This window comes from Methylomarinovum tepidoasis, from assembly GCF_030294985.1.
In the GTDB taxonomy this organism is placed as follows: domain Bacteria; phylum Pseudomonadota; class Gammaproteobacteria; order Methylococcales; family Methylothermaceae; genus Methylohalobius; species Methylohalobius tepidoasis.
The window spans coordinates 1,174,945-1,189,546 of record NZ_AP024718.1; the positions used below are offsets into that span (position 1 = coordinate 1,174,945).

At 63.7% G+C, this 14,602-nt stretch carries 17 protein-coding genes; 7 read left to right on the forward strand and 10 right to left on the reverse strand.

Features of this window, described 5'->3' with window-relative positions:
• The first annotated feature begins 1 nt into the window (after position 1).
• Positions 2 to 985 (forward strand): FAD-binding oxidoreductase, encoded by a 984-nt coding sequence (locus tag MIN45_RS05890; protein WP_286294017.1) that lies wholly within the window; start codon positions 2 to 4, stop codon positions 983 to 985.
• 107 nt (positions 986 to 1,092) lie between these two features.
• Complete coding sequence (locus MIN45_RS05895; RefSeq protein ID WP_286294018.1) at positions 1,093 to 2,244, forward strand: hypothetical protein; 1,152 nt, start codon at positions 1,093 to 1,095, stop codon at positions 2,242 to 2,244.
• Here the strand turns inward: MIN45_RS05895 and MIN45_RS05900 are convergent.
• Positions 2,238 to 3,017, reverse strand: a complete 780-nt coding sequence (locus tag MIN45_RS05900; protein ID WP_286294019.1) for a phosphocholine cytidylyltransferase family protein — start codon at positions 3,015 to 3,017, stop codon at positions 2,238 to 2,240. The two genes, MIN45_RS05895 and MIN45_RS05900, sit on opposite strands and share 7 nt — an antisense overlap.
• Positions 3,018 to 3,186: 169 nt before the next feature.
• Between MIN45_RS05900 and MIN45_RS05905 the strand changes: the two genes are divergently transcribed.
• Positions 3,187 to 4,374: a CDP-alcohol phosphatidyltransferase family protein gene (locus MIN45_RS05905; protein ID WP_286294020.1), complete on the forward strand. Its 1,188-nt coding sequence runs from the start codon at positions 3,187 to 3,189 to the stop codon at positions 4,372 to 4,374.
• Here the strand turns inward: MIN45_RS05905 and MIN45_RS05910 are convergent.
• From MIN45_RS05910 to MIN45_RS05940, 8 genes are all read right to left on the reverse strand, one after another.
• Positions 4,334 to 5,494 carry a glycosyltransferase gene (locus MIN45_RS05910; protein WP_286294022.1) on the reverse strand — a complete coding sequence of 387 codons (1,161 nt, stop codon included), beginning with the start codon at positions 5,492 to 5,494 and terminating at the stop codon, positions 4,334 to 4,336. The two genes, MIN45_RS05905 and MIN45_RS05910, sit on opposite strands and share 41 nt — an antisense overlap.
• Before the next feature lie 2 nt (positions 5,495 to 5,496).
• Positions 5,497 to 5,766: a hypothetical protein gene (locus MIN45_RS05915; protein ID WP_286294023.1), complete on the reverse strand. Its 270-nt coding sequence runs from the start codon at positions 5,764 to 5,766 to the stop codon at positions 5,497 to 5,499.
• Positions 5,763 to 7,295 carry an alpha-isopropylmalate synthase regulatory domain-containing protein gene (locus tag MIN45_RS05920; RefSeq protein WP_286294025.1) on the reverse strand — a complete coding sequence of 511 codons (1,533 nt, stop codon included), beginning with the start codon at positions 7,293 to 7,295 and terminating at the stop codon, positions 5,763 to 5,765. The genes MIN45_RS05915 and MIN45_RS05920 overlap by 4 nt, the downstream gene beginning before the upstream one ends.
• 100 nt (positions 7,296 to 7,395) lie before the next feature.
• Positions 7,396 to 8,232: an SDR family oxidoreductase gene (locus tag MIN45_RS05925; protein ID WP_286294027.1), complete on the reverse strand. Its 837-nt coding sequence runs from the start codon at positions 8,230 to 8,232 to the stop codon at positions 7,396 to 7,398.
• A 19-nt stretch (positions 8,233 to 8,251) separates the two neighbouring features.
• Positions 8,252 to 8,818 (reverse strand): dCTP deaminase, encoded by a 567-nt coding sequence (gene dcd, locus MIN45_RS05930; protein ID WP_286294028.1) that lies wholly within the window; start codon positions 8,816 to 8,818, stop codon positions 8,252 to 8,254.
• The gene (gene apbC, locus MIN45_RS05935) at positions 8,815 to 9,909 is read right to left on the reverse strand and encodes an iron-sulfur cluster carrier protein ApbC (protein WP_286294029.1); all 1,095 of its coding nucleotides are present in this window, start codon (positions 9,907 to 9,909) and stop codon (positions 8,815 to 8,817) included. The genes dcd and apbC overlap by 4 nt, the downstream gene beginning before the upstream one ends.
• 22 nt (positions 9,910 to 9,931) lie before the next feature.
• Positions 9,932 to 10,162, reverse strand: coding sequence for a type II toxin-antitoxin system HicA family toxin (locus MIN45_RS12435; protein ID WP_422732675.1), 231 nt, complete (start codon positions 10,160 to 10,162; stop codon positions 9,932 to 9,934).
• Complete coding sequence (locus MIN45_RS05940) at positions 10,143 to 10,364, reverse strand: type II toxin-antitoxin system HicB family antitoxin (protein WP_286294030.1); 222 nt, start codon at positions 10,362 to 10,364, stop codon at positions 10,143 to 10,145. The genes MIN45_RS12435 and MIN45_RS05940 overlap by 20 nt, the downstream gene beginning before the upstream one ends.
• Positions 10,365 to 10,440: 76 nt before the next feature.
• Between MIN45_RS05940 and MIN45_RS05945 the strand changes: the two genes are divergently transcribed.
• On the forward strand, positions 10,441 to 11,415 hold the full coding sequence (locus MIN45_RS05945) for an ion transporter (protein WP_286294031.1): 975 nt from the start codon (positions 10,441 to 10,443) through the stop codon (positions 11,413 to 11,415).
• On the opposite strand, the gene MIN45_RS12440 is transcribed toward MIN45_RS05945, so the two are convergent.
• Entirely contained in the window at positions 11,382 to 11,954 is a 573-nt protein-coding gene (locus MIN45_RS12440; protein WP_422732688.1) for an integrase core domain-containing protein, read from the reverse strand. The genes MIN45_RS05945 and MIN45_RS12440 overlap by 34 nt on opposite strands.
• Positions 11,955 to 12,241: 287 nt before the next feature.
• Between MIN45_RS12440 and MIN45_RS05950 the strand changes: the two genes are divergently transcribed.
• From MIN45_RS05950 to glk, 3 genes are all read left to right on the forward strand, one after another.
• Positions 12,242 to 13,075 carry a class I SAM-dependent methyltransferase gene (locus MIN45_RS05950; protein WP_286294032.1) on the forward strand — a complete coding sequence of 278 codons (834 nt, stop codon included), beginning with the start codon at positions 12,242 to 12,244 and terminating at the stop codon, positions 13,073 to 13,075.
• A 68-nt stretch (positions 13,076 to 13,143) separates the two neighbouring features.
• On the forward strand, positions 13,144 to 13,563 hold the full coding sequence (locus tag MIN45_RS05955) for a secondary thiamine-phosphate synthase enzyme YjbQ (protein WP_286294033.1): 420 nt from the start codon (positions 13,144 to 13,146) through the stop codon (positions 13,561 to 13,563).
• Positions 13,560 to 14,597, forward strand: a complete 1,038-nt coding sequence (gene glk, locus MIN45_RS05960; protein ID WP_286294034.1) for a glucokinase — start codon at positions 13,560 to 13,562, stop codon at positions 14,595 to 14,597. The genes MIN45_RS05955 and glk overlap by 4 nt, the downstream gene beginning before the upstream one ends.
• Positions 14,598 to 14,602: the final 5 nt, after the last annotated feature.

Here is a 14,602-nt window from a genome sequence, read left to right on the forward strand (position 1 = left end):
TATGGCGCGCCTGATCCTGGGAGACCGTGTTTATCATCTTGATCCGGGGGAGACAGTGCTCGACTGTCTCCTTCGCCATCAGGAAGAAGTCGATTACGGTTGCCGGGCCGGTGTATGCCAGAGCTGTTTGCTGCAGGCCGAAGAACCTGTGCCGGCGTCGGCCCAAACAGGATTGAAAGATACGCTCAAGCGCCAGCGTTATTTTCTCGCTTGCAGTTATCGCCCGGAAACGGACCTGCACATTCGGATACCGGCGCGGGAGCGGTTCTCCACAGAGGTCATCGCGCATCACCGGTTGACGCCGGAAATCGTTCGCCTGAGATTGGCTGTGCCGGCGGCGTTTTCCTATCGGCCGGGGCAATATGTCAACCTGTTTCACCAGGGGCAGGTGCGCAGTTACTCGCTGGCGAGCTTGCCGGGCGAGCCGTTTCTGGAATTTCACATCCGCCGGGTTCCCGGCGGCCTGTTCAGTACCTGGATTTTTGAGGCATTGCATCCTGGAGATACGGTGCAGATCGGGCCGGCTTTGGGGGAATGTTTCTATACCCCGGAAGCGGCAGAGCAACCCCTGCTGCTTATAGGTACCGGCAGCGGTCTGGCGCCGCTCTACGGCATTCTGCGCGATGCCTTGGAACAAGGTCACCGGGAAGCCATTTATCTGTATCATGGCAGCTCGACGCTGTCCGGCCTGTATTTGCAGGAAGCACTCCAGGCGCTGGCCTGCGATTATTCCCAGTTCCATTATGTTCCCTGCCTGTCACGGACACCGGTTCCGGACGGTATACGCCATGGTCGGGCTTCGGCGCTGGCGTTGGCCGATCATCCGCAATTGGAAAATTGGCGCATTTATTTGTGCGGCAATCCGGAGATGGTTCGATCCGCCCAGCGTCGTTGTTTCCTGGCGGGCGCGTCGATGCAGGCAATTCACGCTGACCCCTTCCTGTCTGCCAACGATTCCCAGGCACCCGGTCCCAGTTCACGGTAAAAACCGGACCTGTTTTGCGCCGGTTGCAACCGGTCCGGATTTCCCTTCCATTCGATCGCATCGCCCAGAGTACCGGGAGGCGCGACCTCATTTGTATTTCAGTCGTGATGAAAGTCGGTTTTCTCTTCAATCATTATGCGCCCCACCAGGTGCCCCATGCGGCGCCGTACGCCTTTGAACTTTCGCGGCGGCATCCCGCATTCGAGGTCATCATCGCCTATTCCGCCCCGCACGAAAAACGGATGCTCGATGCCATCGCCGCCTTGTATCCCGGGCATCGTTGCCAGTTCCGCCATCTGCGCCCATCGTGGCATTACGCGTTGATCGATCCCATCGTTTCCCTAAAAAAGCTGCGGCGCAAGCGTGAAGTTTTGCGGAACAATCTGGATTTTTTCCGTTCTCTCGACGTACTGGTGGCGCCGGAACGCAATTGCCTGCAGCTCCGCACCCGTTACGGTTTCACCGATCTCATCATGATTCATGCCCGTCACGGGGCTGGGGACCGGGAAGGCGGATTCGACGAGAAATCCGGCGCCTTCGATTTCACCCTGCTGCCAGGGCGCAAATACGTGGACCGCCTGACCGAGCTGGGCCGGTTACGTCCGGGGAGCTATGCGGTGGTGGGATGGCCCAAATTCGAGGTGGTGCGCGGCCTGGGAAAAGGCCGGCAACGGTTCTTCGCCAACGACAATCCGGTGGTGGTGTACAATCCGCATTTCGATCAGGCGGTATCCTCCTGGCGTCCCATGGGGCTGGAGGTCCTGGAATTCTTCGCTCAGAACCGTGATTTCAATCTGATCTTCGCTCCCCACGTGGTGCTGTTCAAACGCCGCCTGCGTCACGGTGCCCATTTGCCGCGTCGGTACCGCAAGCTTCCCAACATCCATATCGATACCGGCAGCATGGCCTCGACCGACATGACCTACATGCTGGCAGCGGACATTTATCTGGGGGATGTCAGCAGTCAGGTATACGAATTTCTGCTGGAACCGCGGCCCTGTGTCTTCCTGAACGGACACCGGGTCGACTGGCGGGGGAACCCGTTCTACTACCACTGGAATCTGGGGCAGGTGGTCGATGATGTCGCCACCCAGTTGCGTCCGGCGCTGGAGCGGGCCGAGGCGTTGCAGGAAACCTATCTGCCCCGGCAGCGGGAGGCGTTCGCCTACACTTTCCTGAGCTGCGACGACAGCACCGCCGCCGAACGGGGCGCCGATGCCATTGCGGAATTCCTGCAGCGGAAGCGGGACGGTCAGTAGGTGGTGGAAAGGTGGATTTCCGGGGCCTCCTCGGCGGAGGCGGCGCTCCAGTCCCATTGCCGGACCATGGCCTCGGCATGTTTGAAATCGAGCGGATAGTCGATCTCCATCCAGTCGAGCCCGTGGATGTTGTGGGTCCAGACCGGCTGGCCCGACTGGGAGATTTCGTCGATGACCGACAGATACCAGCGCTGCAGCGCGGCCGGTTCCCGCATGCACTCCTCGATGGTCTGGCGGAACAGGTCCGCACCTTCGGGATGGAACCGGATCATGCCGATAGATTCGCCGTTGACCCGTTCCAGGGGCAGCTTCTTGCCGATGGAGAGAAGCCGGTCGCCCTGGAGGATCAGCTTCATGTCGTCATCGTCGTAATGGGGCTTCTCGTCCCGGGCCAGGGTGATCGGCGGCTTCTGGGCGATCATCCGGCTCGCCAGAACCGGTTCGAACAGGGTGTCGCCGTTGATGAGAAGAAAGTCGCCGGTCATTTCCCCGCGCACCATCCAGCAGCTGGCCAGGTTGTCGGCCACTTCATAGAAGGGGTTGAAGACGATTTTGACCGCTCCCCTGCCATAGCGCCGGTCAAGGAGGCGCTGGACCTTTTCCATTTTGTATCCGGCGACCACGACGATATCATGCACGCCGGCCGCTATCAGGGCGTCGATCTGCCATTCGATGATCGCCCTGCCTTCCAGTTTCAGGGTGCATTTGGGTTTGTCTGAAGTCAGGGGGAGCAAGCGGGTTCCCTGGCCGGCGCTGAGAATGATGGCTTTCATGCGTAAAATTCTTCCTGATCGAAAGCGGCTTGTAGCGAAGCGGCAACAAGCTGAAAAAATCAAAATGATCGTAGTATTTTCGGCCTCAGAGTATCCAAAACACCTGATTAACTCAAGCTGAATTTCTTTTGTTGCGCTTTGCCAAAAGACAATCGTATAGGAGCATTCGATGACCGTTTATTATCATCTGGCAGGCCAGTCCGCGCCTGAACTGTGGGGATTGTCCGCGGACGAACGCATCGCCCGTGTCCTGCGGCAGAAGTGCCGGGAGGATAGCGTGGCGCTCTGGCCGGAGTCTTCGGGGAAAGACGATGCAGCAGGCCGGGTACTGGTGCTGCGGCGGGATTTTCTCTACGATGAGCGTCTGATCGCGGCATTGCTTCGGCGTGAGGAGGATCTGGCCCTGGAGCGGGCGGGGCAGGTCGTCGCGGTCTGGACCGATGCCGGGCGGTTCCCGGCGGCACTCGCGCTGTTGCGGGGAGAAGGCGACCGTAGCCGATTCATACGGGTGACGCCGGACCAGTTGGCCTCCGGCGTGACCCAGAAGCTGCGCAAGGTTTCTCCTCCCTTCGTGTTGCCGGTGACGGCGGAGAATGCATCCCGACTGGAACGCCACCTGTTTGACGAGTCTTACAAGGGCGTGACCGATCTGGTGACCAAATGGGTCTGGCCGCGGCTGGCGGAGCGGACGGTACGTTTCTGCGTGCGCTGCGGGATCCGTCCCAATCACGTCACCGCTGCCAGTTGGGTGCTGGCGATCCTGGTCGGGATTCTGTTCCTGCAAGGGTATCTGGGGCTGGGACTGGTGCTGGGATGGCTCATGACCTTCCTCGACACCGTTGACGGCAAGCTGGCGCGGGTGACGGTGGATTCCAGCCGCTTCGGGCATTTCTTCGACCATGTCCTCGACGTGGTCCATCCACCTTTGTGGTATCTGGCATGGGGGTTGGGGCTGGAGAATTACCAGCCGCTGCTGGTGAAGCTGCCCCTGATGGAAACCTTCTGGCTGCTGCTGGCCGGCTACGTGGGGGGGCGTTTTGCCGAGGCGCTGTTCAAACGCTTCATCGGCTTCAGTATCTTTACCTGGGAGGTGACCGATTCGGTCAACCGGCTGCTCACCGCCCGGCGCAATCCGTGCCTGATCCTGCTGAGCGCCGGTTATTTGCTGGGTCGTCCGGATCTGGGTTTCGAGGCGGTGACGCTCTGGACGCTGGCGTCCACGCTGTTCCTGTGGGGGCGGTTGGGGTTGGCCCTGTGGCGCAAGCGTCGGGGCGAGCGGCTGGCTTCCTGGCTCGATCAGGTCGATCCGGACGCCGTTACGGGAGCGGCGGCCTGGTTCGTTCAGCGCGGCCACTGACCGTCCGCAGAATCTGCAAATATTCCGTCACGGCCCGTGCTGGCGTGTAGCGCCAAGCTTTTTGGCGCAGCGCGGCGATGTCTGCGGGTGTCTGCAGCGCCTGTTGCATCGCCCCAGCCAGGGCCTGATCGTCTCCGACCGGCACCAGGGGGGCGAGGCGGCCGTTCTCGAGAAGCTCCCGCGGCCCGCTGGGGCAGTCGGTGCTGACCACCGGACAGCCGCAGGCCATGGCCTCCACCAGGACGCCGGGGAAACCTTCCCAGCGGGAGGAGAGGACGAACAGATCGGCCCGGGCCATCCAGGCATAGGGATTGGAAGTAAAACCCGGCAGGGCCACCCGGTCCGTCAGGGCCAACGTCCGGATGAGCCGTTCCAGCTGCGGGCGTTGTCTGCCTTCGCCGAGAACGACCAGACGGGCAGGTTGCCGCAAGCGCGCCAGGGCCCGTATCAGGGTGGGAAAATCCTTCTGGGGCGACAGCCGGCCGGCAGCGACGATCAACGGGCGGCTTTCGTCGTCGGCCCAGGGGTGGTCGACAGGTTGGTGGGCGAGGGTTTCGATTTCCGGCGTCAGGGTGGGATTGGTGGCCACGAACACCCGCTCCCGGAGGGCGGGGACGTGGCGGCGCAGATCGGCCGCGATGTCGTGACAGACGGCAATGGCCGCGTCCGCCTCGCCATACAGGGCCCGCGCCGTTTGCAGGCGTGCCAGTTGCCCCGTCTGTTGGTGGGAGGCAGTGAGGTGGTTGCTGACCCGCAGGACCAGGGGAATCCCGGTGGCGCTCAGGCGGCGGCCCCGTACAGCGCTCATATGCGCATGGTTGGCGGCGGACAGCAGCAGGTCGGGGCGGTGGCGACGCAGGTACTCGGCCAGTGCCGGGGCGGCCGCCTCCATGAGTCGGCGGCGTCGGGGGCGAAGGCGGCGCCGGAATCGCAGCGCCCAGGAATCCAGGGCGATCAGGTTGAGCGCGGGGGGGAGTCGTTCGGCCAGGGGGCCTGTGGGATCGATCACGACCAGATCGGTGCGAAGGCCGTGATCGCTGAATCCTTCGGCCAGGGCCAGGGTGCGCCGGGTGGCCCCGCCTCCGGTCAGACCGTAGAGGAACAGGGCGACGTGGCGCACGCTCAGGCCTTGAGCCAGCGCCGTTTCACCAGCCAGGCGGCCAGAACCCCCAGGGCGACGCCCAGGTAGTGCATGAAGGCGCCGATGGCGACGCTGCGGTGGTGGAAATCGGCCAGGAATCCCAGGTCGCTGACCACCGACCACAGGGCGACGGTCAGGTAATAGACCACCACGCCGACGGCGCCCCATTGGATCGGATCTCTGCCGGGAAGCTTCTGGGCGTTGGTGAAGAACCAGACAGCGATGGCGATGGCGACCAGACCTCCGATCATGATGTTCTCCGTCTTTCCTCGAGCAACAGGTTGATGAGCTTCAGGGTCGCTTCCACCGAGGCGAACACCTGATTGACGTGAACCCCGCGGGTGACCCGGGTGCGGCCGTCGTCCTCCCAGGTGATGATGCACTCGGTTAGCGCCGAGGTGTGGCCGCCCTTGGGGATGCGCACTTCGTAATCGGCCAGCCGGGGCAGGGCCACGTCGTAGCGGGCCAGGACCTGGTCGATGGCGTCGATGAAAGCGTCGAAGCCGCCGTTGCCGGCCCCGGAAGCGGTGTGGATCTCCCCGTCCACCTCGACCCGGATGCTGGCGGTGGAAGGCAGTTCCAGGCCGCTGGTGACGGCGCAGCCCAGCAGGCGGATGTGCTGATAGCTTTCCGCCTCCAGCACGTCGGCGATGATGAAGGGCAGGTCGTCGGTGGTGATGAGCTGTTTGGCGTCCCCCAGCTCGACGATCCGCGCCAGCACCTTGCGTTGCTGGTCCTCGTCCAGTTCGATGCCGAGGCGCTCCAGGTTCTTGCGCAGGGAGGCCTTGCCGCTCATCTTGCCGAGGGCGTAGCTGTGGCTGCGGCCGAAGCGCTCCGGCCGCAGCGGGCTTTGGTACAGGCCGCCCTTCTGATCGCCGTCGGCGTGGATGCCGGCGGTCTGGGTGAAGACGTCGCTGCCGACGATGGGGGCGTTGGCCGCCACCCGCTTGCCGGAGAAGCGTTCCACCATGTCGCTGATGCGCACCAGCTGGGATTCGTCGATGCGCAGCTCGATCCCCAGCTTGTCGCGCAGCACTACCGCCACTTCCGCCAGGGAGGCGTTGCCGGCTCGTTCTCCGAGGCAGTTGACGGTGCAGTGGACCCCTCTGGCGCCGCCGCGGACCGCATAGAGGCAGTTGGCGGTGCCGAGGCCGTAGTCGTTGTGAGGATGGAAATCGAAGTGCAGCCCCGGATAGCGGCGGCACATGTCGCCCACCGCCGCTTCCACCTCGTCCGGCGCCATCACGCCCAGGGTGTCGGGGAGCATGAAGCGGGCTACTCCTAAGTCCTTGAGGCGATCCATCAGGGCGAAGACGTAGTCGGGGCTGTCGCGGTAGCCGTTGGACCAGTCCTCCAGATAGACGTTGACCGTCAGCCCCCGCTCCTTGGCGTAGTCCACCGTGCGGCAGATGCCGGCCAGATGTTCCTCCAGGGTTTTTCTGAGCTGCAGGCGACAGTGCTTTTCGCTGCCCTTGGTGAGCAGATTGACGACGCGGCCGCCGGTGTCGCAGATCCAGTCCACGCTCAGGGTGTGATCGACGAAACCCAGCACCTCGACCCGCTCGGCCAGGCCGTTTTCCGCAGCCCACTGATTGATCCGGGTGACCGCTTCCTTCTCCTTGGCCGAAACCCGGGCCGAGGCCACCTCGATGCGGTCCACCCGGACCCGCTCCAGCAGCGCCTTGGCCAGGTTGATCTTCTCGTCCGGTGAAAACGACACGCCCTGGGTCTGCTCCCCGTCCCGCAGGGTGGTGTCCATGATTTCCACGTGTCTGATCATGGGGTGATGTCCTGAAAATCGTTCACGGGAGGCGTCGGGATGGGTTCACCGCGTCCCCGCTGCGCCCATCCCGACGCCGGATCAGAGGATGAAGGTGCCATCATACCTTGCGCTCGATCCAGTCCAGCAGCCGGAAAGGCAGCACCCGCCGCAGGAAGGCGAACAGATAGGTGGGGAAGGTGACGTAGTAGCGGATCTTGGGCCGCGGCGCTTCCAGGGCGTGGATCACTTTCTGGGCCACCGCCTCCGGCGGCAGGGTGAAGGGGGCCACCGGGCCTTTCTTTTGCAGTTTGGCTTCCATGCGTTCATAGACGGCCCGATGGGGACTGTGTTCGACGTCGATGTTCTCCTTGAACTTGCGGTAGGCGTTGTCGCGGAATTTGGTCAGAATCGGCCCCGGTTCCACCAACACCACGTGGATCCCGGTGCCGTACAGTTCCAGGCGCAGGCAGTCGGCCAGCCCTTCCAGAGCGAACTTGCTGGCCACGTAGGCGCCGCGGTAGGGCAGGGCGATGAAGCCCAGCACCGAGCTGTTGTAGATGATCCGGCCGCGCCCCTGCCGCCGCATCACCGGCAGAATCCGGTTGGTCAGTTCCTGGGTGCCGAACAGATTGGTCTCGAACTGGGCCCGGAGCACGTCGCGGCTGAGATCCTCCACCGCTCCCACCTGCCCCCAGGCGCCGTTGTTGAACAGAGCGTCCAGGGTGCCGCCGCTCCATGCCAGCACCTGTTCGACGGCGGCCTGAATGCTGGCCGGATCGTCCAGGTCCAGCCGCACCGCCTCGAAGCCCTCGTCCTGCAGCCGTTCGACATCCTCCGGTTTGCGCGCCGAGGCGAACACCCGGTAGCCGCGTTCCTTCAGGGCCTTGGCGGTGACGTAACCGATGCCGCTGGAGCAGCCGGTGATGAGAACGGTATCGACAGGTCGTTTGCTCACGGAGGTTTCCTCGTAGTGTTCAGGCTTTGGGCAGGGTGACCCCGGTCTGGCCCTGATACTTGCCGCCGCGGTCGGCATAGGAGGTTTCGCATTCCTCGTCGGACTCCAGAAAGATCATCTGGGCCACCCCCTCATGGGCGTAGATCTTGGCCGGCAGCGGGGTGGTGTTGGAAAATTCCAGGGTGACGTGACCTTCCCATTCCGGTTCCAGAGGCGTGATATTTACGATCACGCCGCATCTGGCGTAAGTGGACTTTCCCATACAAATTGTAAGTATATTGCGCGGAATTCGAAAATACTCCACCGTCCGCGCCAGGGCGAAGGAGTTGGGCGGGATGATGCAGACGTCGGATTTGACGTCCACGAAACTGGCCGGGTCAAAGTCCTTGGGATCGACGATGGTGGAGTTGATGTTGGTGAACACCTTGAATTCGTCGGCGCAGCGCACGTCGTAGCCGTAGCTGGAGGTGCCGAAGGAGATGACCCGCCGGCCTTCGAGCGCAGAAATCAGGTTGGGCTCGAAAGGCTCGATCATGCCGTGTTCCTCGGCCATGCGGCGGATCCAGCGGTCGGATTTGATCGTCATCGGGCCGCCTCCACCACGATGTCGCCGAACTTGCCGGCCATGTCTTTGGGGCGCAGGGACAGCTGCGCCGCAGCCCGGCGGGCGATCTCCCGGTAACGGGCGGCGAGGGGGCCGCCGGCGTCCGCCACCACCGTGGGCCGGCCGCTGTCGGTCTGCTCGCGGATGCCGGCGTCCAGCGGCAGCTGCCCCAGTAGCGGCACGCCGTATTTCCGCGCCATCTTCTCGCCGCCGCCCTCGCCGAAAACCGGCTCCGTGTGGCCGCACTGACTGCACACGTGCAGGCTCATGTTCTCGACGATGCCCAGCACCGGCACCTTGACCTTTTCGAACATCTTCAGCCCCTTCATGGCGTCGAGCAGGGCGATGTCCTGGGGGGTGGTGACGATGACCGCGCCGGCGACCGGGATCTGCTGGGTGAGGGTCAGATGAATGTCGCCGGTGCCGGGGGGCAGATCGACGATCAGATAATCCAGTTCGCCCCAGTGGGTCTGCCCCAAAAGCTGCTGCAGGGCGCCGGTGGCCATGGGGCCGCGCCAGATCATCGGCGTGTCCTCCTCCACCAGCAGGCCGATGGACATGACCTTGAGCCCGTAGGTTTCCTTGGGCTCGATGGTCTTGCCGTCTTTGGTTTCCGGCTGACCGGCCACGCCCAGCATCCGCGGTACGCTGGGGCCGTAGATGTCGGCATCCAGGATGCCCACCGCCGCGCCTTCCTGAGCCAGCGCCAGGGCCAGATTTACCGCCACGGTGGATTTGCCCACCCCCCCCTTGCCGGAGGCGACGGCGATGACGTTCTTCACCCCGGCCAGGGGCTTCTTGCCCGCCTGCACCCGGTGGGGGACGATCTTCCAGTCCACCTGCACGTCGATGGCCTGCACGCCTTCCAGGGCGCGCAGGACCTCGGACAGCGCTAGGGTTAGCTGGGGCGCATAGGATTTGGCCGGAAAGCCCAGCTCGATACGGGCCGCCACCCGGCCGCCGTCGATCTCGATGGATTTGACCGCGCCGGCGCTGACCAGATCGGTTTGCAGATGCGGGTCGGTGTAGGTTTTGAGGGCGGCTTCGATGCGGTTGTGGGACGGTTCGGTCATAACGGGGCCAAATGATAGTGGATTACTCGAATGCGGATCGTGCTACGCCTGACTGGCGAATGATGGACATCAGTGTACCGGTACGCAGCGTTCTGTGATTTGGAACTGGTACGGTGATCGTCGTATCCCCCGTAGTTTTCTGCATAACGATGTGGTTGCCACGACGGCGGACTTCGGCGAAACCATGCTCGGCTAGGATGCGGCAGACATCGGCTCCGGATAGAACACGCAACTTAGCCAACGGCCACCTCAATGTCGGTCACGTAGACCTCATTGTGTAACCGATGCTCGATTTCACGCGCTGATGCCGTCTCGAAGAAGAGCTCTAGCGCCTCTTTGAGGTTGGCGCGGGCCTCGTCCACTGTTTCTCCCTGGCTTGCTACGTCCACTTCCGGACAAAGCGCCACATAGCCGTCCCCCTCGCGCTCGATGATTGCCGTCAGTCGTCTGGTCATGATTTTCCGGAAAGCGCTTGACAGGACTATTATTCTACACGAGCCCCCCTTTCGACTCATACCAGGACCCTGCATCATGACCCTCCGTCACCGTCTCTATCAGTGGCTCGACCACCGCCATCCCAGCCTGGCCAGCCGGCTGGTGGACCTGAGCATCATGGCGCTCATCGGTCTCAATGTGATCGAGGTGATTCTCGAGTCGGTGCCCGAATACGAGCAGGCTTACCGGTTCTGGTTCGCTTCCTTCGAGTTCGTTTCAGTGTTTCTGTTCGCGCTCGAATACTGCCTGCGGGTGTGGTGTTGTGTCGAGAACCCGGCGTTCTCCCATCCCCTGTGGGGACGCCTGCGCTATATGCGGACGCCGATGGCGCTGGTGGACCTGTTGGCTTTCCTGCCCTCGATGCTGGTCTGGTTCGGTTTGAGTCTCGACACCCGCTTCCTGCGGGTGCTGCGGTTGATCCGCATTTTCAAGCTGACCCGCTATTCCGATGCTCTCGATCTGCTGCTGACGGTGATTCGCCGCGAGGCCTCGGCGTTCATCTCTGCGGTGTTCATCATGCTGATCATCATCATTTTCGCCGCCAGCGGTATCTATCTGGTGGAGCACGACGCCCAGCCCGAGGCCTTTGGCAGCATCCCCAAGGCGATTTGGTGGGCCACGGTGACCCTGACCACCGTCGGCTACGGCGACGTGGTGCCGGTGACGGTGTGGGGCAAGGCCTTCGGGGTGCTCATCACCATCGCCGGGGTGGGCATGGCGGCGATGCCGGCCGGGATTCTTGCCTCCGGGTTTTCCACCGAGCTACAGAATCGGCGGGAAAAATACCGCCTGAAGCTGCGGCAAGCCCTGGCCGACGGGGTCATCTCCCGGGCCGAATACGAGGCGCTGAAGGCGGCCCGGGAGGAGCTGGGCCTGGAGGAAGAGGATGCCGAGCTGCTGCTGGACGAGGAAAAAAGCTTGGTACAGCGGGGGAAGGTGCTTACCTGTCCTCACTGCGGCCAGCCACTTTCCCCTTCTCAGTTACAGGATGCCCCTTCCGGCCTGGAGTAGCTGGTCAAGACCCGCGAGATTATTACTTTTTTGAAAAGTTCCGGCCGCTTTTTCTGCCAGTCTTTGAGGTCCTGCGCCGGTGAGATGTGTCCCAGGGCCTCCTGGGGGATCTGATGGTTGTAGACGTTAGCATACTGCATCGAGGTCCGTTCCAGATCCTGGTTGCTTTGGAAGCGGGTGGTTTTGAGGAGCCCGGCGATCCGACCGTCGAAGCGGCAGGCCTGTCTGTTGGTCTGCGGGCGTTTGGGTGGGATGGGGCGGTGTTCGATGCCATGGCGTTGGCAGGTCTGGTCGAAAAGGCACCGGCCGGTCGGTTCGCACTCCCCGGTGGCGCAGAAGCGGTCGGTGAATTGCTCACCCCATCTCTGGGGTTCACCCCTTCGGGGCCTGGTGCACGCTCCAAATCCGCTCCCGGCGGATTTGTCCTTGCCGCTGTCGGGAGCTTGGTGATTTTGAAGGGAGCTTTGTCGATCAGGCGGTCGAGGAAGTCGGCGGCGACCCTGGTTTCCTTGGCGGGATGGATTTCCAGGTAGACCCAGCGGGCGGCCCGGTCGATGGCGACGAAGAGATAACGGCCCCGAGCCTCATCGGGCATCTTGGGCAGGTATTTGATGTCGATGTGGACAAACCCGGGCTCGTAGTCCTTAGAAGTCCTTCTTTTTGGCCTTGGAGGGGGTATTTTCTCCCTCCTTTGGCAGCGCAACAGCAGATCCAGGCCCGAGCGGGACATCTTAGGATGGATGAAGCGGTGAATGACCGCTACGCCCAGGGCAGGGGTGGGCGTATACTGCGGCCTGGAAGATCAACGATTCCAGACCTTGCTGACATGATCAAACTCCCTTACTTCGATGCCCTGCTAGCGTCGCTGGAGCGTGGCGATCCGGTCGTGGCACGCGCCTTCGGCCGCCATGTCCACTGGGGCTACTGGCCCGATCCGGGAAGTGCCGAACTGACGCCGCAGGACTTCGCCGCGGCGGCTGAAGCCCTGACGCGGGAGGTCTGCCAGGCGGCGGCGGTCACAGACGGGCAGCGGGTGCTCGATGCCGGCTGCGGCTTCGGCGGCACCGTGGCTAGCATCAATGAAAATCACACCGAGATGGAGGTCTATGGGCTCAACATCGATCAGCGCCAATTAGCGCGCGCCCGAAAGCAGGTGACATCGCAACCTGGTAACCGCATCTGCTTTGTGGCCGGGGACGCCTGCGCCCTGCCGTTCGCGGACGCCAGCTTCGACGCGGTGGTCGCGGTCGAGTGCATCTTCCACTTCCCCGACCGGCGCTGCTTCTTCGCGGAGGCCCGGCGGGTCCTGAAACCCGGCGGGCGGCTGGCGCTGTCGGATTTCGTTGCCACCGCACCGCTGCTGCCCGTCACCCTGTGGTCCCGGCTGGGGATCGGCGGCGGTTTCTACGGCCGCTGCGATCTCAGCTACACCCGCGGCGGCTACTGGAGGCTGGCGGAGGCGACCGGGTTCGCCGTCGAGACGGAACGCGACATCACCGCAAACACCCTGCCCACCTATTCGTTCCTGCGCCGTTTCGGCGGCGCGCTGCAGGTGGGGGCGGCGGCGGTCGCCGAAACCGGTTTCGCCGAGATCGTCAGTCGCTTGCGGCTGCTGCGCTACATGATCTACGGCTTTCGGGCGCCGGACGCAAACGGCTGAGGGCGTGGCCCCGGCTGCGGGGATCCATGTTATCCTTCCGCTCGGTTCTTCCACCGGATGCAGACGTCATGTGGGTGCAGAAACGACTCGTTCTTTCCCCCAGGCCGCGTGGGTTCCATCTGGTCACCCGCGAACTGCTGGAACAGCTGCCGGAGATCCGGGATTTCCGGGTCGGGCTGGCCCATTTCTTCATCCAGCACACCTCCGCCTCCCTGACCATCAACGAGAATGCCGATCCCACCGTGCGGGCCGACATGGAGGCGCATTTTCGCCATGTCGTCCCTGAGGATGCCCCCTACTACCGCCATACCCTGGAGGGTCCGGACGACATGCCGGCCCACATCAAGGCATCGCTGCTGGGATCGTCGGTGACCGTCCCCATCGGCGGGGGGCGGTTGCTGCTGGGCACCTGGCAGGGCATCTATCTGGGCGAACACCGCAACCACGGCGGGCGGCGCACCGTGATCGCCACCCTGCAGGGCGAATGATGCGGCTGCTGGCGGGGGACATCGGCGGTACCAAGACCTGGCTGTGTCTGGCCGAGGTGGCTGGCGGCCGGGTACGGGTGATCGCCCGTGAGCGTTTTCCCAGCGGGGATTTCGAGCGTTTCGAGGCGGTGCTGGCGCGCTTCCGTGCCCGCTGGCCGGTGCCTGTGGATGCCGCCTGTTTCGGAGTCGCCGGGCCGGTGAAGGATGGCGTCTGCCGCACCACCAATCTGCCTTGGGTGCTGGATGCCGCCGTCCTGTCGCGGCAGTTGGACGGCGCTCTGGTGGCGCTGCTCAACGATCTGGAGGCGGCCGCCCATGGCATCCTGGAGTTGCCGCCGGCTCAGTTTACGGCCTTGAATCCCCGGGCCCGGGAACGGGCCGATGCCCACCGGGCGGTGATCGCCGCCGGCACCGGTTTGGGGGAGGCGCTGCTGATCCGCAGCGGCGACGGCGTCACCGTGGTGGCGACCGAAGGCGGCCACTGCGATTTCGCCCCCCGCGATGCGCGCGAGGATGCCCTGCTGGCTTGGCTGCGGCGCAGCTATCCGGACCACGTCAGTTACGAGCGGGTGGTGTCTGGGCCGGGGTTGGCGGCGTTGTACCGCTTCCTGCGTGAGCAGGAACCGGCGCGGGAGAGCGCGCAGGTGGCGGCGGCGATGACGACGGCCGATCCGGCTGCCGTGGTCAGCCGCGGGGCGCTGGAATGGGGCGATCCCCTGTGCCTCGAGGCGTTGCGCTGGTTCGCCACGCTTTACGGTGCCGAGGCGGGCAATCTGGCCTTGAAAAGCCTGGCCTTCGGCGGCATTTATATCGCAGGCGGGATCGCGCCGAAGATCCTGCCGGTATTGCGACAGGGGCATTTTGTCGCCGGCTTCACCGCCAAGGGGCGCTACCGGGAACTGTTGGCGGAGGTGCCGCTGCAGGTGGTGCTGTTCGCCGAGGTGGTGCTGCTCGGTGCGCTGGCTTGGGGTTGCCACCGTCTTCTCGGTGTGGGGAAGGTGGCGGTGTACAATGCTCTGCGGGAATCTGAATAACCGAC